Origin of the sequence: Cellulophaga omnivescoria, from assembly GCF_027915275.1 — a bacterium.
GTDB lineage: Bacteria > Bacteroidota > Bacteroidia > Flavobacteriales > Flavobacteriaceae > Cellulophaga > Cellulophaga omnivescoria.
Genome location: NZ_CP115819.1, coordinates 2,830,086 through 2,848,036 on the forward strand (window position 1 = coordinate 2,830,086; position 17,951 = coordinate 2,848,036).

At 30.6% G+C, this 17,951-nt stretch carries 22 protein-coding genes; 11 read left to right on the forward strand and 11 right to left on the reverse strand.

Annotation, left to right across the window (positions count from 1 at the left end; translation table 11 throughout):
* Positions 1-69: 69 nt before the first annotated feature.
* From PBN93_RS12525 to PBN93_RS12535, 3 genes are all read right to left on the reverse strand, one after another.
* Positions 70-786 carry a head GIN domain-containing protein gene (locus PBN93_RS12525; RefSeq protein WP_077403165.1) on the reverse strand — a complete coding sequence of 239 codons (717 nt, stop codon included), beginning with the start codon at positions 784-786 and terminating at the stop codon, positions 70-72.
* Between the two features lie 102 nt (positions 787-888).
* Entirely contained in the window at positions 889-2,628 is a 1,740-nt protein-coding gene (locus PBN93_RS12530) for a PspC domain-containing protein (RefSeq protein ID WP_077403168.1), read from the reverse strand.
* Positions 2,621-2,965, reverse strand: a complete 345-nt coding sequence (locus tag PBN93_RS12535) for a PadR family transcriptional regulator (RefSeq protein WP_013622063.1) — start codon at positions 2,963-2,965, stop codon at positions 2,621-2,623. Before PBN93_RS12535 ends, PBN93_RS12530 begins: the two co-directional genes overlap by 8 nt.
* Before the next feature lie 243 nt (positions 2,966-3,208).
* On the opposite strand from PBN93_RS12535, the gene PBN93_RS12540 reads away from it, so the two are divergent.
* Together PBN93_RS12540 and PBN93_RS12545 are read left to right on the forward strand one after the other, a co-directional pair.
* Entirely contained in the window at positions 3,209-3,664 is a 456-nt protein-coding gene (locus tag PBN93_RS12540; RefSeq protein ID WP_077403225.1) for a DUF4442 domain-containing protein, read from the forward strand.
* 71 nt (positions 3,665-3,735) lie between these two features.
* Positions 3,736-4,533 (forward strand): TIGR00266 family protein, encoded by a 798-nt coding sequence (locus PBN93_RS12545; protein WP_077403171.1) that lies wholly within the window; start codon positions 3,736-3,738, stop codon positions 4,531-4,533.
* A 121-nt stretch (positions 4,534-4,654) separates the two neighbouring features.
* On the opposite strand, the gene PBN93_RS12550 is transcribed toward PBN93_RS12545, so the two are convergent.
* Positions 4,655-5,680, reverse strand: a complete 1,026-nt coding sequence (locus PBN93_RS12550; protein ID WP_271080795.1) for a D-alanyl-D-alanine carboxypeptidase — start codon at positions 5,678-5,680, stop codon at positions 4,655-4,657.
* Between the two features lie 375 nt (positions 5,681-6,055).
* Between PBN93_RS12550 and PBN93_RS12555 the strand changes: the two genes are divergently transcribed.
* Positions 6,056-6,253, forward strand: coding sequence for a hypothetical protein (locus PBN93_RS12555; protein ID WP_013622067.1), 198 nt, complete (start codon positions 6,056-6,058; stop codon positions 6,251-6,253).
* 51 nt (positions 6,254-6,304) lie between these two features.
* Here PBN93_RS12555 and PBN93_RS12560 read toward each other — a convergent pair whose 3' ends face one another.
* A complete protein-coding gene (locus PBN93_RS12560) occupies positions 6,305-7,246 on the reverse strand; it encodes a LysR substrate-binding domain-containing protein (protein ID WP_271080796.1) in 942 nt (313 codons plus the stop codon).
* 106 nt (positions 7,247-7,352) lie between these two features.
* Between PBN93_RS12560 and PBN93_RS12565 the strand changes: the two genes are divergently transcribed.
* Complete coding sequence (locus PBN93_RS12565) at positions 7,353-7,826, forward strand: Dps family protein (RefSeq protein ID WP_077403180.1); 474 nt, start codon at positions 7,353-7,355, stop codon at positions 7,824-7,826.
* A 78-nt stretch (positions 7,827-7,904) separates the two neighbouring features.
* On the opposite strand, the gene PBN93_RS12570 is transcribed toward PBN93_RS12565, so the two are convergent.
* From PBN93_RS12570 to rluF, 5 genes are all read right to left on the reverse strand, one after another.
* Positions 7,905-8,333, reverse strand: coding sequence for a DUF2141 domain-containing protein (locus tag PBN93_RS12570; protein WP_077403183.1), 429 nt, complete (start codon positions 8,331-8,333; stop codon positions 7,905-7,907).
* A 252-nt stretch (positions 8,334-8,585) separates the two neighbouring features.
* The gene (locus tag PBN93_RS12575) at positions 8,586-9,416 is read right to left on the reverse strand and encodes a metallophosphoesterase (RefSeq protein WP_171974493.1); all 831 of its coding nucleotides are present in this window, start codon (positions 9,414-9,416) and stop codon (positions 8,586-8,588) included.
* Between the two features lie 95 nt (positions 9,417-9,511).
* Positions 9,512-10,108 (reverse strand): FMN-binding negative transcriptional regulator, encoded by a 597-nt coding sequence (locus tag PBN93_RS12580; RefSeq protein WP_077403188.1) that lies wholly within the window; start codon positions 10,106-10,108, stop codon positions 9,512-9,514.
* Positions 10,109-10,112: 4 nt separating this feature from the next.
* Complete coding sequence (locus PBN93_RS12585) at positions 10,113-10,946, reverse strand: endonuclease/exonuclease/phosphatase family protein (protein ID WP_077403191.1); 834 nt, start codon at positions 10,944-10,946, stop codon at positions 10,113-10,115.
* Positions 10,939-11,676 (reverse strand): 23S rRNA pseudouridine(2604) synthase RluF, encoded by a 738-nt coding sequence (rluF, locus tag PBN93_RS12590; RefSeq protein WP_077403193.1) that lies wholly within the window; start codon positions 11,674-11,676, stop codon positions 10,939-10,941. Before rluF ends, PBN93_RS12585 begins: the two co-directional genes overlap by 8 nt.
* 226 nt (positions 11,677-11,902) lie before the next feature.
* Between rluF and PBN93_RS12595 the strand changes: the two genes are divergently transcribed.
* The 5 genes from PBN93_RS12595 (at position 11,903) to PBN93_RS12615 (ending at position 15,086) form a co-directional block, all read left to right on the forward strand.
* On the forward strand, positions 11,903-13,225 hold the full coding sequence (locus PBN93_RS12595; protein WP_077403196.1) for a 2TM domain-containing protein: 1,323 nt from the start codon (positions 11,903-11,905) through the stop codon (positions 13,223-13,225).
* Between the two features lie 33 nt (positions 13,226-13,258).
* The gene (locus tag PBN93_RS12600; RefSeq protein WP_077403199.1) at positions 13,259-13,564 is read left to right on the forward strand and encodes a 2TM domain-containing protein; all 306 of its coding nucleotides are present in this window, start codon (positions 13,259-13,261) and stop codon (positions 13,562-13,564) included.
* The gene (locus PBN93_RS12605; protein ID WP_077403202.1) at positions 13,564-13,896 is read left to right on the forward strand and encodes a 2TM domain-containing protein; all 333 of its coding nucleotides are present in this window, start codon (positions 13,564-13,566) and stop codon (positions 13,894-13,896) included. Before PBN93_RS12600 ends, PBN93_RS12605 begins: the two co-directional genes overlap by 1 nt.
* 1 nt (position 13,897) lies before the next feature.
* Positions 13,898-14,239 carry a 2TM domain-containing protein gene (locus PBN93_RS12610; RefSeq protein ID WP_077403205.1) on the forward strand — a complete coding sequence of 114 codons (342 nt, stop codon included), beginning with the start codon at positions 13,898-13,900 and terminating at the stop codon, positions 14,237-14,239.
* Positions 14,240-14,330: 91 nt separating this feature from the next.
* Positions 14,331-15,086 (forward strand): LytR/AlgR family response regulator transcription factor, encoded by a 756-nt coding sequence (locus PBN93_RS12615; RefSeq protein WP_077403208.1) that lies wholly within the window; start codon positions 14,331-14,333, stop codon positions 15,084-15,086.
* 92 nt (positions 15,087-15,178) lie between these two features.
* On the opposite strand, the gene PBN93_RS12620 is transcribed toward PBN93_RS12615, so the two are convergent.
* Positions 15,179-16,363, reverse strand: a complete 1,185-nt coding sequence (locus PBN93_RS12620; protein ID WP_271080797.1) for an LETM1-related biofilm-associated protein — start codon at positions 16,361-16,363, stop codon at positions 15,179-15,181.
* Between the two features lie 144 nt (positions 16,364-16,507).
* Between PBN93_RS12620 and PBN93_RS12625 the strand changes: the two genes are divergently transcribed.
* Together PBN93_RS12625 and PBN93_RS12630 are read left to right on the forward strand one after the other, a co-directional pair.
* On the forward strand, positions 16,508-17,185 hold the full coding sequence (locus tag PBN93_RS12625; protein ID WP_077403214.1) for a DUF4331 family protein: 678 nt from the start codon (positions 16,508-16,510) through the stop codon (positions 17,183-17,185).
* A gap of 21 nt (positions 17,186-17,206) precedes the next feature.
* The gene (locus PBN93_RS12630) at positions 17,207-17,902 is read left to right on the forward strand and encodes a hypothetical protein (RefSeq protein ID WP_271080798.1); all 696 of its coding nucleotides are present in this window, start codon (positions 17,207-17,209) and stop codon (positions 17,900-17,902) included.
* The last annotated feature ends 49 nt before the right edge of the window (positions 17,903-17,951 follow it).

Here is a 17,951-nt window from a genome sequence, read left to right on the forward strand (position 1 = left end):
ATATAATAAGGTCAACCTTGTAAACAAAACAAGATTGACCTTAATAAAACGCTTTTAACAGTCGGTAATTTATCTCTTTTTTACGCTACCGGAAGAAGATTTATTTTTTTTAACTGTTGCAGTACCACTGTACATAATATCTGCACCACTACTTGCATCAGCTATTAAAGAGTCAGACACATCTACACTAATATCTGCCCCGCTACTAGCATCTGCATCACAGGTTTTTGTTTTTAGTTCATAAGCATCAATATCAGACCCGCTACTAGCATTTACAGTTAGGTTATTTGTTTTACCACTTAACTTAATATCTGCACCACTACTACAGTCTGCGTTTACAGAGTTTGCTACTAACGCAATTTGTATATCTGCACCGCTGCTAGCATTTAAGTCTATTTGGTCAGCTTCTATTTGTGATTCTGAATTTAATTCTGCACCACTAGAACTATATAGCGCAGTAACTACTGGTAATGTTACATATACGTTTTTTGTAGCTCTGCCAATATTTTCTATTGCGTGTATTTTAAGTTTACCGTCTTCAATATCTGTACCAATAAGGTCAATAACATTTTCATCTGCCTCTACACGTATGCTAAATTCTTTAGCTTGTGTAACAAAAACATTAATACCTTCTGATGCAGATATACGCTCAAAATTTGAAGCTATATCTCTGCTTTGCTCTGTTAATACTCCGTTTCCTTTTTTACCATTACCAATGTTAATAGAACATGAAGTAAATAGTAAGCTTAATACTATTGCAATTGTGATTTTAGATAGTGTTGCCATAATTGTTATTTTTTTGATTGTTGATGTAAAAGTCTATAAATGTTTGTGGTAAAACTAAATTTAAAGACCGAATTGTTGTTTTTTAGAACTGAATTGTAGGTTTTAATTGTTTGAAGATTCTATACGCGCACCGTTTTCATCTATTTTAATGTTTAAAGAGTTTTCGTTTGCGTTAATTTTAATGTTTACACCTTCTTCATCTAAAATTAACTCTGAATTTTTATTGCTGTTTTCATCATCATCATTATTATCTTCATTAATTTCATCATTAATACAGTCTAGGCACTCCAAAACACCCTGCTTGTTCATTAACCAAGTATAATTTTTAACATCGGACCTGTAAATTTCTTCTTTGTAAGATGTATGCCATCCTATTCTGTTTGTATCAGTGTTAAAATCAAACTTAACAATAACATTTTTAGGAATGTAAAGGGTAATGTTTACCTCCTGATCTCTAAATTTACCGTTAGGATCTAGTGATAAAAAGTTATCTAGAATTACTCTATTTTCTAAAACTTGATAATTATACTCTATAGTTTTTGCTCTTTCTCTTGCTTCATCAAAAGAACTACCCTGAGATACTTTTTGTATTTTAATTTTAGCAATGTCAGTATCAGATCTTACAATGTCAAACTTAAAATCATTATCTAATAAAAGTTTTTTACCATTTTCATCTGTAGTAAATGTCATTCCGTTAATTCTAAAATTCTCTGGTCTGTCATAATTTTGACTACTTTTAGTTCCAATGTAAATAGTGTCTAGAGGCTTAGTAAAATTTAATTGCTCTGTTTTATTAATACTACCTTTATACATATTTGCGGTAGCTTGTTTTATAGTAATAATTGTTAAGCCAATAATAGCGGCAAGCCAAACACCAAGTAACGTTAATTTGGCAATTGTACCAATAGATTTAAGGTTAGATACAACAATTTTTAATCCTAAATAAAGTAAAAAGAAAAATGGAATTGCTATTGCAAAAAATACAAGCATAGAAATTAACCAAATGGGCGAATTAGAGGTGTTTATTAGATTGTAAAGAGGCGTGTTGTTAACTACAAATGCATCTGAAAAACCTGCTATAAAAACCCCAATAAATGTACCTATAACTACAGATCCGCCTACTAGAATTAAAAGGAGGCCTATAACTTTACCTATGCTTTTAAAAATGAAGTTAAAAAACGTGCCAATGGCATCAAAAAAAGTTTGTATACCAGACTTAATTTTATGATTAGCCTTGTTGTAATCTGCATTTTTTACTTTATTAGTTACGGTATCAAAACTTTCTTTTACAGTACGCTCTATGTTACTAATGTTTATAGACTCACCACGCATATCTAATTTTTGCGAGGTAGTTTTAGCTTCAGGTATTAAAAACAATAATAGAATATAAATTACTATAAATCCGCTAAAAGTAGCTAGTGTAAGAACAATCCATAGCAAACGAACCCACCAAGGATTTATGCCTAAGTAGTGTGCCATACCAGCAGATATTCCACCAATATATTTGTTATCTGTATCTCTGTAAAGCTTTTTGGTTTTAGATTTTGTAATAGGCTCTTCGTCTTCAAAAATCTCTTCATCTACACGGTAATCTTCAGGTTGCCCCATAACAGAAATAACATCTTCTACGTCTGTTTTAGTAATTACTTGCTGTTCGTTTTTAATTTTTTCTTGAAAAAGCTCTGCTATTCTTGCTTCTATATCAGAAATAATTTCGTCACTACCGGGCCCATTATTTAAAGATTGTTTTATAGCTTTTAAATAGGTATCTAGTTTACGATAAGCATCTTCGTCTATATGAAAGAATAAGTTAGCCAAGTTTATGTTTATAGTCTTATTCATTGTTCGTTTTTTTTGAGTTGGTAACTAGGTTTACTGCATTTCTAAGCTCGTCCCAGGTAGTGTTTAATTCTGTTAAAAATTCTTCGCCTGTTTTTGTAAGTGCATAGTATTTTCTTGGTGGTCCGGATGTAGACTCTTCCCAACGGTAGGTTAGTAAACCAGCATTTTTTAGTCTGGTTAATAATGGGTAAATAGTACCTTCTACAACTAGCATTTTGGCATCTTTTAGTGTAGAAAGAATTTCAGAGGTATACTTATCTTCTCCTTTTAGTATAGAGAGGATACAATACTCTAAAACACCTTTGCGCATTTGTGCCTTTGTGTTTTCTATCTTCATAGTTTAGATATTCTTTTAAAACCCGTATAAGAAGCGGGCTGTTTTTGATTTGATGAACAAACTCCGTTGAATTATTTTTTTACAGAATTGATTAATTTCTATAACTCTAACTTGTTAGTTTCTTATGCAAATATATATCTTTAAAAAGGTATTATGCAAAACATAGTACTAAAAATTAACTTTACTTTAACATTTATAGATTCAACTATTTTCAATACTTTTATAAAAATTATAAAAAACAGAATGGCAAATAGCACATTAAAATATAACGTATTCAATTTTTTTAAGTTACCATCTGCTTGGTGGTGTGGTGTACGTTTAAAACACATTGATGAGAAAAAAGCAGTTGTTACCGTAAAGCACAGGTGGTTTAACCAAAACCCATTTAACTCTATGTTTTGGGCAGTACAAGGTATGGCTGCAGAGTACGCAACAGGGATAATGGTAATAGACCAAATAGAAAAAAGCGGTAGAAAAATATCTATGTTGGTAGCTAGTAATAATGCCACATTTACTAAAAAAGCTACAGGAAGAATTACTTTTACTTGTGAAGATGGACACTTAATAGAAGATGCAATTAAAAAAACTATTGCAACAGGAGAAGGGCAAATATTTACAATGAAATCTGTTGGTGTTAATACAGATGGAGTGGTGGTTTCTACTTTTAATTTTGACTGGACAGTGCGTTTAAAGAAATAATTTTTTAAAAATATGTAACATTCTCTTTTTTGTTGCTACCTATTAGTGTCAATCAAAATCAAAATATAAAAATGAATGCACACGAAATAGATTACCATATTTATGGAGAAGAAATGCAGTATGTAGAAATAGAATTAGACCCGCAAGAAGCTGTTGTAGCAGAAGCTGGTAGTTTTATGATGATGGATACTGATATAAAAATGGATACCATTTTTGGAGACGGCTCTAACCAAGATACTAGTGTTTTGGGTAAAATTTTTTCGGCAGGAAAGCGAATGTTAACTGGTGAAAGTTTATTTATGACAGCCTTTTTAAATATTGGATCAAATAAAAGAAAAGTAAGTTTTGCTTCTCCTTATCCTGGAAAAATATTACCAATAGATTTATCTGAAAAAAATGGAAAATTTATTTGTCAAAAAGATGCTTTTTTATGCGCAGCTAAGGGAGTGTCTGTTGGTATAGAATTTTCTAGAAAACTTGGTCGTGGTCTTTTTGGCGGTGAAGGTTTTATTATGCAAAAGTTAGAAGGAGATGGAATGGCATTTGTACACGCAGGCGGCACTATGGCTAAAAAAGTATTGGCTGCAGGTGAAGTTTTAAAGGTAGATACAGGTTGTATTGTAGGCTTTTCTCAAACCATAAATTATGATGTAGAGTTTGTAGGCGGAATTAAGAATACTGTTTTTGGCGGCGAGGGGTTATTTTTTGCTACACTACGTGGACCAGGTACTGTTTATATACAATCTTTACCATTTAGCAGACTAGCTGGCCGTGTATTAGCTTCTGTTCCTAAAGGAGGAAAAGACAGGGGAGAAGGTAGTTTGTTAGGAGGTTTAGGAGATCTTTTAGATGGTGATAATAGGTTTTAGATCTGGTAATAATCTAAAAACAAATTACTTATTTATAACTTATAAAAGTTCTAACCAAATAATGTATACAATTGTAAAAAGAAAAGAACCAATTATTAGTTTTTTGTTTGTGAACACATAATTAATAAGTATCTCTTATTAGTTCTAAAACAGTTTGTATTTGTTTTTTTACATCAGAAGTTTTTGCTTTAAAATGGTTGTTCATAAAGCTAAAAATTATTGTTTTTCCAGATTTTGTAATTAGGTAACCGCTTAAACTATAGTTGTTACCTAAACTACCAGATTTTGCATATACGTACGGTGTTGGGTTGCCTTTATACCAGTTTTTTAGGGTTCCAGATTTACCACCTGCAGGAAAAAGCTTCAATAGTCTTTTTTTGGGAACCTCTTTATACATTTTGTGCAACACTTTTACAAATGATGCAGGTGTAAATAAATTGTATCTAGACAGGCCAGAGCCATCTACCCAGCGAGGTTGCTGTTCTATATCTGCTAAATCTGTTTTTAAAATATGTTTTATTGCCTTGTTTGTACTTAAAGTATCCGATAAAGTGTTAGATGCCATAACTAATAATTGTTCGGCTAAAAAATTATCACTAAGGTGCATCATTCGTTTTGCAATAGAATCTGTAGCTACACCATAAAGTGTATTTTTTTCTGTGTTTGCCTTTTTATCTGTAATTATAATTTTTTTATTAATTGCCTTTTCTAATAAGTCTTTTATAAGTTTATTACTTGTTTTAAAAGGAATTGTTACAGTATCTATTAAGTTAGTATTTACATAAAATATATTTTTTATTAAATCTCTTTTAAAATTATATGGTGTAACACGTATACTATCATTAAAGTAGGTTGGATATGTAGATAAATATCCCTTTTTATATATACTTAGTACATTGCCATATAAGGGTAAACCACCACGTTCTGGAGAAAAGGAGGCATCAAAATCTTCCCAAGCCCATCCGCTGCCAAATTTACCAGATATATAATTGTTTACGTTTAACGCAATATTTTTCTGTTTTTTTAAAAAATGTATAGCTGTGCTATCCTTAAAATATGGGTGGAGTGTTGTTGGGTTTCCAGTTCCTTGTATATAAGTAGTATCATTTGCAATAGCATACTTTAATAAAGGGCTAAATTCTGGCACTAATTTTAAAGTTGTGTATAACGTAAATATTTTAGTGTTACTTGCTGGGGTAAAATATTTGGTGCTATTTTTTTCAAAAATAGTTTTGTTTCGCACCGGATCATAAACTTTTATACCTATAAAGTGATTTTTTAAAAGACTGTTACTAATTATAGAATTAGTGTTTTTTGAAATTTTTTGTTTAGTACTTGCGCAACCAACCAAAAACATCAAAATTATACAATAAATAAAACTTCTATAGTTATTGTAAAATATGGTATTGTAGGTCATTACGTATTATTTTTTTTGATAACTATGATTTTTAACACTTTATTTAGATACTTTTTTCAGGTTTTATCGTTAAATTTATGGAATAATAATTTAATAATTATAAATATGGCAAGAGCAATGTTTGATTACACTAAAACTGTTTTGCAAAAAGTAAGTTTTGATTCTAAGTTGTTTTGCAAAGAGCTAGAAAAAGCAATTTCAAGATTACTGCCTTACGAGGTAGATGAGCTTAAAGTTTGGTTAAACTCTTTTACTACAGATAAACCAGAACTAAGGCAGTGTATGATTTACATCAAAAAATAGTAAATACCTAAAAAGCCACCATTACGGTGGCTTTTTTAATTTATTTAGCTTTTATTTTTTGTTAACCGGACTAATAATTTTTACATCCTGAAAAGCAATTGCACCACGTACAACACTTGTAATTACATCATGTAGTGCATTAGTAATTTGTATTTTTAATTCTTTTTTATGGTAAATTAAACTAACTTCCCTGGCAGGTGATGGGGCTTCAAAATGTTTTAAGTTCTCTTTCTTTTTCTCATCTAATTCCAATGTGTTTAAATAAGGTAATAAAGTCATACCTAAACCTTCATTAGATAAATTAATTAAGGTCTCAAAACTACCACTTTGTAACCTAAAATGGTCTACTACAGAGTTTTTAGGAGATTTGCATAAGTTAATTACACCATCTCTAAAACAATGTCCATCTTGTAAAAGTAAAACATCGTCAATATCTAATTCTTGAGGTGTTAATTTTTCTATAGAAGAGAGTCTGTGTTGTTTTGGTATATAACCAACAAATGGCTCATAATACAAAGGCCTTTCCTTAATAAATTCAATTTCTAGTGGTGTTGCAGCAATAGCAGCATCTATTTGTCCGTCTTGTAAATTTCTAATAAGTGTGTCTGTATTTTGCTCTTTTATAACCAGGTTTACTTTTGGAAATTTAGAAATAAAGGCTTTTAAGAACATAGGTAAAAGTGTTGGCATAATGGTTGGTATAATACCTAAAACGTACTCACCACCAACAAATCCTTTTTCTTGGTCTACAATATCTTTTATACGGTCTGCTTCGTTTACAATATTTTTAGCTTGTTCAACTATTTTTTGTCCCACCTCTGTAATAGAAATTGGTTTTTTACTTCGGTCAAAAATCTGAATGTCTAGCTCATCTTCTAACTTTTGAACTTGCATACTTAAAGTAGGCTGTGTAACAAAGCTTTTTTCGGCGGCAAGTGTAAAGTTTTGGTATTTGGCAACAGCCAATACATACTGTAGTTGAGTTATTGTCATTCTTAATAGGTTATAGCTATAAAATTATAAAAACAAATGATTTTAATCAGCACCAAAAATAGTAAATACTAACTAACTTTGTGGTATCACAAAAAAGATAAATATTATGGAATTAAACAGTATAGGATTAGAAGTAGAAAAAGCTAAAGAGCTAAACAGTAAATTAAATGTTTTACTATCTAGTTTCCAGGTTTATTACCAAAATTTAAGAGGTGTTCACTGGAATATTAGAGGTAGACGCTTTTTTGATTTACATATTAAGTTTGAAGAGTTATATACTGATGCAAATGAAAAAGTAGATATGATTGCAGAACGTATTTTAACCCTAGGAGGAAAACCATTGCACACTTTTGAAGATTATATGTCGGTTTCTAAATTACCGGTAGGCAAAAATATTTCTGTAGATGTGGAGGCTATAAAATTAATTGTAAATTCTTTAAAAGAATTGTTGGTTATAGAACGCGATGTATTAGATATATCTGGTGAGGCTAATGATGAAGGGACAAACTCTTTAATGAGTGACTTTATAGCTGAGCAGGAAAAAACAATTTGGATGATGAATGCTTGGTTAGAAGAATAGATGATTGTAACCAAATTGTACGTAAAAAAGGAGATAAAATTATTTATCTCCTTTTTTTATTCTTAATTTTTATAACTATTAAAACCTAAGTGCAAACTCTAAATCTGTATCTATTACATTAAATTTGGCTTCAGAAAATGTTGGTGGACCGTATGGAGTTGGTGATCCAGATATGCAATAGCTTTCTTTAGGCATACCGTTTGCTTCTCTGTCCATCTGCTTATTATTATTTTCATCATGCATTGCTAAAATAGCATACTCACCAGGTTTAACATCTTTAAAAACTATGGTTACCTTACCATCTTTTATAGTGGTAATTTTATCTTGCAGCCCTGATCCTCTCATAAAAGTTTCTGAAGAGTGTAAACCAGCCATAACTGTTCCATTATCATTTAAAACGTTGTCTATTGTAACGGTAACTGTAAATGTTTCTGCTTTTTTTTCTTTTTGTGCGTTTACAGTAATTGTTGTTATAAATAAAGCTAAAAGTAATCCTAAAGTTCTCATAATGTTTGTGTTTTTATTGTTGATTATGATACAAAGATGCAGCAGTACTTCAGTTTTTTAAAATGTAATAAACCGAACTGTAATTTTTTTAGGCTGAATTGTAAATTGTTTGTTTAAATTGATGAAATATGAAGAAAAGAATGTAGATGAAAGAAAACAGAAACTAAATTTAAAAAGTAGAAAGTCTAAAAAGTGTGGTGTACTACTACGAAATAAAAACAGGTGTTGTGGGGAGAAAAATGAAAGCTGTTTTTAATCTAAAAAAGTACGATTGTAACTAAACGGGTTACTCTTGTTTGGATCTACGGTAACTTCTACAGCTCTGTGTCCGCCATCTATTTGTACGCGTGTAATATTTTTTTCTGGCCAAGGTTTGTTGGTAAACCAAAAGTGACCATCTCCTTGTAAATATAGCACTGGTTTTTTAAAAGCGGCTGCACTGCTTCTAAAAGCACTGGTAAATGTATTAAACTTGGTAGGATCACCTTCTGTAATATTTGCGTGTCCAAAAACAACTACGGCGTTTACATTGTCTTTTTCTGCTTGCAGATGTTGTTGCACCCAATTGGCATCATCCGTAAGCCTAGTTTCCCATTCTGTTACATTATGTACATTGCTACCAACAATATTAATGCCTAAGAATAGTATCTTGTTTTGTACCCAACTAAAGTTCTCTGGTCGTTTTTGTTGGTAACTTACAGTAGGAGTAAAGTTCCAGTTAGTGTTAAATTTAAAAAAATGGGTGTTCCAAAAGGCTAACCCTTCTTCTGGGTTTATACAATCATTATATTCATTATCACCTAAAACAATAAAAGTAGGGACTGAAAATTGCTTTAAAAGGTTGCTTACATCTACATAAACATCTTCTGTACAGGATCCTGCTCCTGGTTTTATATCTCCAACGTGAATTACAAAACTAGAGTTTGCCCTTGCATTATGTGCAGCAATTACTTTTGGTAAAGAGTCTCTTTGGAAATCGTTGTAAGGTACATCGCCAATGGCAGTAAAAACCACAGGATCTATTAATTGTGGCTCTTCATTTGGTTTATTAACGTCATTGTTAGTATCGCTAGCACAGGACATAGTTTGTGTAGCTAAAAATACAAGTACTATTAGTTTAAATACTAAAGGTTTGCGGTAATAAATTATCATACTTAAAAATACAAAATAAATAATAATTACTTTTTCATATGTTTTGCTATTTCCTTGCTGCCAGCATCTCTTTTTTCTAACTCTTCAATTATTTTTGGTTTGTCTTCTTCTCGTGTTTGTGAGAGTTTGTAGGTAGCTTGTATATCTGTTATTTCAATTTCAAAAGCAATAATACCATTTACTTGTGCTAGTGTACTTTTAGATAAATTATCTAAATGTAACGGACATTCTGATGCTTGCTCATATTTATTAACCAAATCATTAAGTCCTTTCATTGCAGTGTCTTTATCTACAATAGTAATTTTGCCATAAATGTGTACTGCAATATAGTTCCAAGTAGGTACTTCTTCATCTTTATACCAAGAAGAAGATATATAACTATGTGGACCATTAAAAATACAAAGCACCTCTGGGTTATCTTTAAAATTATGCCATTGCGGATTAGCTTTTGCAATATGCCCAACAAGTATGTCTTTTTCGTTTTTTGTTTGTAATTCTAGAGGTATATGCGTTGCCCAAGGTTTGCCATTAGTTTGGTTTACTAGTATACCAAAACTATTGTTTTTAACAAAGGTTTTAATTTCTTCTGTATTGTTATTTTGGTAGCTTGGTGGTATATACATTATTTTACTTGTTAAATGTTGCTAATACTGGTAAATGGTCTGATATATGTTTGTTATTATCTAATCTATCATCTATAATTGTTACGGATAATACATTCAAATTTTTTGCAAAAACATAATCTATTCTGTGGTCTAATACACGGTCTGTAAAACCATTAAAAGTACCTTTTGGTCCGTAAGGTTTAGTTTTACTGTTTTTGTAACTGTCTACTAAGTAATTGGTAATGGTTGTAATGGCTTCTTCAGTAGGAGTTACATTAAAATCTCCCATTAAAATAATTGGGTAGTTATTGGTGTTAAGACTTTTAATTTTTTCAATAATTAGTTTAGCAGAATTTTTACGTGCTTCAATACCAATATGGTCAAAATGTGCATTAAATACCCAGTAATTTTGTTTTGTTTTTTTATGTTGAAATAAGCCATAAGTGCAAATACGTTCCATTGCGGCGTCCCAACCTACAGAAACTTTATTTGGTGTTTTAGATAACCAAAAGGTATTAGAAGTTACAGGTTTAAACTCATTACTGTAATAAATAGCACTGTATTCTCCTTTTTCTTTACCATTATCTCTACCAACCCCTATGTAATTGTAGTTGGGTAAATTGGTATTTAGGTAGCTCACTTGGTTGTGTAAACCTTCTTGTATACCTAAAAAAGACGGCTTGTAATGCTGTATTAAAGCTACCATTTTAGCTTTTCTAAGGTTCCAATTGTTTATTGTGTCACCAGTATTGTCATACTTTATATTGTAGGTCATTGCTTTTACAGACTGGCTTATAAGCTTGGTTGTAGCAAATGAAAAAATTAAAGCTAGTGTAACAATAATTTTTTTATTCATCTTTATAAGTTTTAGCAGATGTAGATACCAGTCTGTTAATTTCTTTTAATTCTTCTTTGGTAAACTCACGATAAGTACCAACTGGCATATCTAAGGAAATATTCATAATACGAACACGTTTTAATTTTGCAACATTGTATCCCAAATACTCTGTCATTCTCCTAATTTGTCTATTTAAACCTTGTGTAAGTATAATTTTAAACTCGTAGTTACTTAATTTTTCTACTTTACATTTTCTGGTAATGGTATCTAATATTGGAATGCCATTGCTCATTTGGTGTACAAAATCATCTGTTATAACTTTATCTACTTTAACAATGTATTCTTTTTCGTGATGATTTCTAGCGCGTAAAATTTTGTTTACAATATCTCCATCATTAGTTAAAAATATTAAACCCTCACTAGGTTTATCTAACCTGCCAATAGGAAAAATACGTTTTGGGTAATTTATATAGTCTATAATATTATCTTTTTCTACACGTGTATCTGTAGTACAAACAATGCCAACGGGTTTGTTAAATGCTAGGTACACAAAATCTTCTTTGGGTTCAGATATTAATTTGCCATCTACGCGTACTTCATCTGTAGGAACTATTTTGGTGCCCATTTCTGGTATTTTACCATTAATAGTTACACGTCCTTGGTCTATAAGTTTGTCTGCCGCTCGGCGAGAACAATAACCAACTTCACTAAGGTATTTGTTAATTCTGGTAGCCTGTATTTCTTTCATTATAATTACGTCTCTTGTAGCAAAGATAGTAGTTTGTTTTGCTTTACAGCCTTAAAAATTATTGGTTTTGTGCTTTAATTGCAGGATTGTATTAATTTTTTACAACTCATCTGTAAATATTTACAATTGGGTTTTAAATTATTTGTAAAAAGTAACTAATGCTTCAACTTTGTATCAGATTAAAACAGTAATTATTTACTAAATTAGAGCAAAATCAAATATTAAAATGTTCAATATAAAAAAGATATTAAAGCTAAGTATTATTATTACAATTATAATATCAGTTATAAATGTATTAGGAAGTATTGGAGACGGTTTTTCTTTAATTAAAATATTACGCGGCATAGCAATTACCTTTCTTTACTCTTTTGTTTTAAGTATGGTAAATTCATATTACTTTCAATATATATCTAACATATATAGTTGGGAGAAACAACCCAAAAAAAGACTTTGGCTTGGTGCATTTGGATCTATAATACTAACACTTATTGCTTTTGCAGTTGTAAAGTTTATAATAGCAATTGTGCTTTTTGGAAATAGCGTAGAGTATTATGTAAGCAACCAAACGTTGTCACCATATTTTATTACGTTGTTAATATCTATAGTGGTTTCTTTAGCATTGCACGCTTACTATTTTTATAAGTACATACAAGACTCTAAAATAAAGGAGCAAAAAATTATAGCAGGTACTGCATCTGCAAAGTTTGATGCTTTAAAAAATCAATTAGATCCGCATTTTTTATTTAATAGCCTTAATGTGTTAACTAGTTTAATAGAAGAAGACCCTTTTCAGGCTCAAAAGTTTACCACATCATTATCTAAAGTATACAGGTATGTTTTAGAGCAAAAAAATAAAGATTTGGTTACTGTAGATGAGGAGTTACGTTTTGCTAAAACCTACATACGGTTATTAAAAATGAGATTTGAAGATAGTATTGTTTTTGAAGTACCTGAAAAAAGTAGCAACCCAGATGCAAAAATAATACCGTTATCATTACAATTATTATTAGAGAATGCTGTAAAACACAATATAGTATCATCCAACAAACCACTGCGTTTAAAGGTTGAAGAAGTAGATAATATGCTAATTGTAAGTAACAATTTACAAGAGAAAAAAGTAGTAAAAAAGAGCAGTGGTGTAGGGCTTAAAAATATACACCAACGTTACCAAATGTTAACAGACAGAACAGTAATTATTAATAAAGGCGAAACAGAATTTAGTGTTCATTTGCCAATTTTAACCAAACAAGTATCAACTATGGAAACACAAAAAGTTCATTTAGACGAAAAACGCTATCAAAGAGCAAAAGAAAGAGTAGAAAAAATAAAAGGATTTACATACAACCTAGTAGCCTATTGCTTTGTTATTCCTTTTTTAATATGGTTAAATTACCAAACAACAGATTTTCCGTGGTCAGTATTTCCTGCCTTTGGATGGGGATTAGGACTAACTGCACACGGTATGGAGGCCTTTGGTTATAATCCATTATTTGGTAAAAACTGGGAAAATCGCAAGATTAGAGAATATATGGAAGACGATAAGTTTTAAAAATAAATATACCAACCATCTAAAAAAATAACTATGGAAATTAATACCAACCAAGAAAAATACGCAAGAGCTAAAGAACGTGTAAAAGATGAAAAAGAGTTTTATAACAAAGTAATATCATCTGTGTTTACAATAGCCATAGTAGCCGCTATAAATTATTACCTAAACAAATTTAGCAACCCTTGGTTTTTATGGGTAGTACTAGGTTTAAGTATAAGCTTAATTTTTAAAGCAATAAAAGTATTTAGCTTTTTTCCGTTTATGGGTAAAGACTGGGAGCAAAAGAAAATTAATCAGTTAATGAAAGAGGAAGAAGAAAACAATAAAAAATGGAGGTAATGGAAAATTATAATGAGCAATATAGAAACGAAAAGCTAGAAAGGGCTAAAGAAAAAATAAAAGAACTTAAAGGGTTTTACATTCATTTAACGGTGTTTATTTTAGTAAATCTGTTTATTGTAGGTAGTGTTATTTTTAGTTCTGGTTGGAACGGATTTTTAAATATAGGTACATATTTTACACCGTTTTTTTGGGGAATAGGTTTAGTAGCACATTACTCTAAAGTTCACGGCTCATTACCATTTTTTAGTAAAGAATGGGAAAAGCGTCAGATTGAAAAGTATATGGAAAAAGAAAAAAGGGAGTCAGATGACTTTTTAAAAAAGAAATAAGATGAAAAAAGCACCATTAAGTAAGTTAGAAAGAGCAGAGAAGAAAGTAAAAGAAATTAAAGATTTTTATAATCATTTAGGTTGGTTTTTAGTCGTAAATATTGTAGTGCTAATTGTCAGATTTAGACTTTTTGATATCTTTCCAATTGAATCTGTTTCTGTAGGAAAAAACATCTCTACTTGGATAGATGTTAATATGACCGTTATGCCATTGCTTTGGTTGTTTGGATTAACCTGCCACGGACTATATGTTTTTAAAGATAAGTTTCAGTTTTTTAAAGATTGGGAACAAAGGCAAATTGAAAAATATATGGAAGAAGATGAGCAAACAAAATACTTGTAGTAAGTAAATAAAATTAATTTTTTAAAAGTAGAATTGGCATCATTAATATAATTTTTTTCTATTTTGCCATCACCATAAAATAACCAAACCAATGAACGTAATAATTATTGAAGATGAAAAACCAGCAGCAAGAAGACTAAGTAGGTTGCTTGCAGAATTAAATGTAACAGTTTCTACTATGTTGCACTCGGTTGAAGAATCTATAATTTGGTTTAATGAAAATAAGCATCCAGATTTAATTTTTTTAGATATACAATTATCGGATGGATTGTCTTTTGAAATTTTTGAGCAAGTAGATGTAAAAAGTGCTATTATTTTTACCACTGCGTATGACGAATATGCACTGCAAGCTTTTAAATTAAATAGTATTGATTATTTACTAAAACCAATTGATGATGAGGAGCTAGAAGTTGCAGTTAATAAGTATAAAAATATGACTGCATCTAACCCTAAAATATCAGTAGATTTTGATGATATAAAAAAGCTGCTTGTAAACCCAATAGAGCGTGAGTTTAAAAAGCGCTTTACGGTAAAAGTTGGGCAGCATTTAAAAATTATAAATGCAGATGAGATAGAGTGTTTTTTTAGTGAGAATAAAGGAACCTATGCCGCAACATCCGATGGTAGAAATTATTTGTTAGATGTTACCTTAGAGAATTTAGAATCTGAGTTAGAACCAAAAAACTTTTTTAGAGTTAGTCGTAAATTTTATATTAATGTAAATTATATAAAAGATATAGTATCTTACACCAATTCTAGACTAAAAATTGTTTTAAATAAGTATAATGATTCTGAAATTATAGTAAGCAGAGAGAAGGTAAAAGACTTTAAGTTATGGTTGGAGTAGATGTATTTAAATAACTGGACTTAAATTTATTAATATCATTAATAAATCTAGTATAAGATTTATCTATATTAGCCTTTTTGTATAATTATTGCTTATTGTTCAATTCTGTTTTCATCAAAAGAAGATGGTAGTAATTTAGGTATCAATTTAATAAAAATTGGTAATAAAATTGCACCTCCTGGTAGCATAAATATTGCTAAAGATGGTATGCTCTTAAAAATATCTAGCAATTGGTTTTGTACTTTTCTCTTCTCTTCAACACTTAAATTTGTAATGGTAGATTTAGATATTAACGCAACTAATTCTTTACTTTCTGCTAGTTCTTTTTGCAATCTTTTGCTGTTTCTTAATATTAATTTATTAGCAAATTTAGAGGTGTTCTCATAAAATTTTTCTGCTAAATTATGGTCCTTTAAATGTGGAATTTTTTTTGCATTTTCTTTGAAAAAAATAGCTACTTTTTCAATAGATTTTTCAACTTCTTTTTCTTTTAAATTTAGGTCTTTTGCAATGCCAAAAACAAACTCAGATTCTTTGTAGTCTAAGGTTAAATCTTCCCAAGCTGTTACGCAAATTATATCCATCAAATATTGGTATACTTCTGGACTAAATTTATTAATTAATCGGTCTCTATAATGCGCATCAAAATGATGATAATCGTCTGGTAAAAATGATAATGAGGCAATAAATAAATAGCTTAGTCGCTCATCATATTTTTGTTGTTGTTTGGAATTTAAGGTGTGGTGCACAAGGTTTATTAATATATACTCTAGTTCTTCTGCATACTTTTTTATATCTTTTTGGTCAATTAAATAATGCTTAAAAAGTAACACATCAACAAATAATAAAGTATTAGTAACTGTACTTCCAAAGGTTTTGTTTATTAAATTATCTTCTAAAAAAACTCTAGATTTTATAATTGCCTCTAATTTGTTACTTGCTTTTGAGCCTGTAAAAATGGTATCAAAAAAGCTAGAGCTAACATCTAGGGCTTCGTAAAAATTAATTAATTTAGTTATAAATGTTCCGTAATTTTTGTCCTTAGTTTCTAAAATGTATGTAAAATATAGGGCAGAAATTAAGTTAGCTTTTGCATTTTCATCTTCTGTTGGTGTATGGGTAATTGGGATAAATTGTAGCCATTTTACGTGTATCCCATAAATAAAACCTGTAGTACAAAGACTACTGTATAATTCTTCAAAATTAGTATGCGCAACAGTACTATTTGTTGCTATTTGTCCAAACTTATCTATCCAACCAGAAGCCGACGGGTTCATAACTTATTTTTTTTGCTAAACTATATATTGTTTATATGCAATTTAGGCTTTATTTCTGTTTAACAAAATTTTAACAATTAAAAACCAAACCCTACTTTTTAAAGCTCCGTAAGTAGGGGTGAATTATAATTAAAACATACTACAATGAGAAAAAACAGAAATTTATTAGTTGTATGCTTGCTAGCAATAGTGGGTGTAGTATTAGTAGCGGCAGATCATATTGATGCTCCGTCTACTACAGGACAAACTGCAGATATTGCAGATTTTTATGCTTTTGAGCCAACAACGGGTTCAGACAATACCGTATTTGTAGTAGACCTACAAACTAATGTTTTACCAGATTTAGCTTATGGTACTTTTGATGAAGGCGTACTAACAGAAATAAATATTGATCGTGATGGCGATTTAATAGAAGATTTGGTAATACAAGCTATACCTAGAGATGGTAAAATGTACTTTTTTGGACCTATAGCGCCATCTGCTACTGGTTTAAATGGTGAAGTTATGGTAGATGCTCCTTTAGGTTCTGTTGCTATTTCTGGTGCTACTGCAACGGTTGAAGAATTATCTAATGGTGTTAAGTTATTTGCTGGTCCAAGACAGGATGCTTTCTTTTTTGACTTTACACAGTTTAATGCTGTTATAGGCGGTATGGCACCAGAAGGTTTTAAGGCTGTAGGTGAAGCTACAGATACTTTTAACGGTGCAAATACAATGTCTATTGCTATAGAAATTCCTAACACTATGTTAGGTACAACTACTGCAACTAATGCATTAGGTTTAGAAGTTTACAAAACTTGGGTAACTACAAACAAAAAATAATAATACTAAAAACTTACAATTATGAAATTATATAATATAAAACATCTGGCCTTAGCTTTTGGAGCTGCATTAACTATAGCATCTTGTTCTGATGATGATAATGGAGATATGGAGATGGAACCACAAACAATAGATTTTTCTGGAACTTACACTCAAGTAGACCATATGGGTAGACCAGGAATTAATACAGTTTTGTCTTTTGATATGGAAGGACAAGCCAGTGTAAAAGATGCACAAAATGTTACTATACCATCAGAAATGGGTGCTATGTTTCAGGCTGGTTTTGAGGCTAGATTAGAACAATATCATGATGTTTACGCTAATTTATTAGGAGCAGATCCTGCAGATGTAAATTATGAGAATAATATTTTAGGTTTAGATGCGGCTTCGTTAACAGGCTATTTAGCAGCAGATGTGTTAGAAGTTGCTCCTAATTTACCAACCACATATTTTAATCCAGGTACAGATAACGATGGTGATGGTAGAGTTCTTGTGCCAGATGGTGATGAAGTTGCTTTAACTGGAAGACTTATTACAGATGACGTTATTGATGTTTCTTTAATACTACTTTTTGGAGGAGAAGAAGGAGACCGTTTTAGTGGTCAAGACACAGATGGTGATGGTACAGCAGACTTACCTCGTTTAACATCTGATGGTGTTAGCTTAACAGCAACAGTTTCTACTGATTTTCCTTTTTTAGGAACTCCAGAAAACTAAAAACGTACTAATTGAAAGGGAGGTTTAACCTCCCTTTTTCTCAACTTAT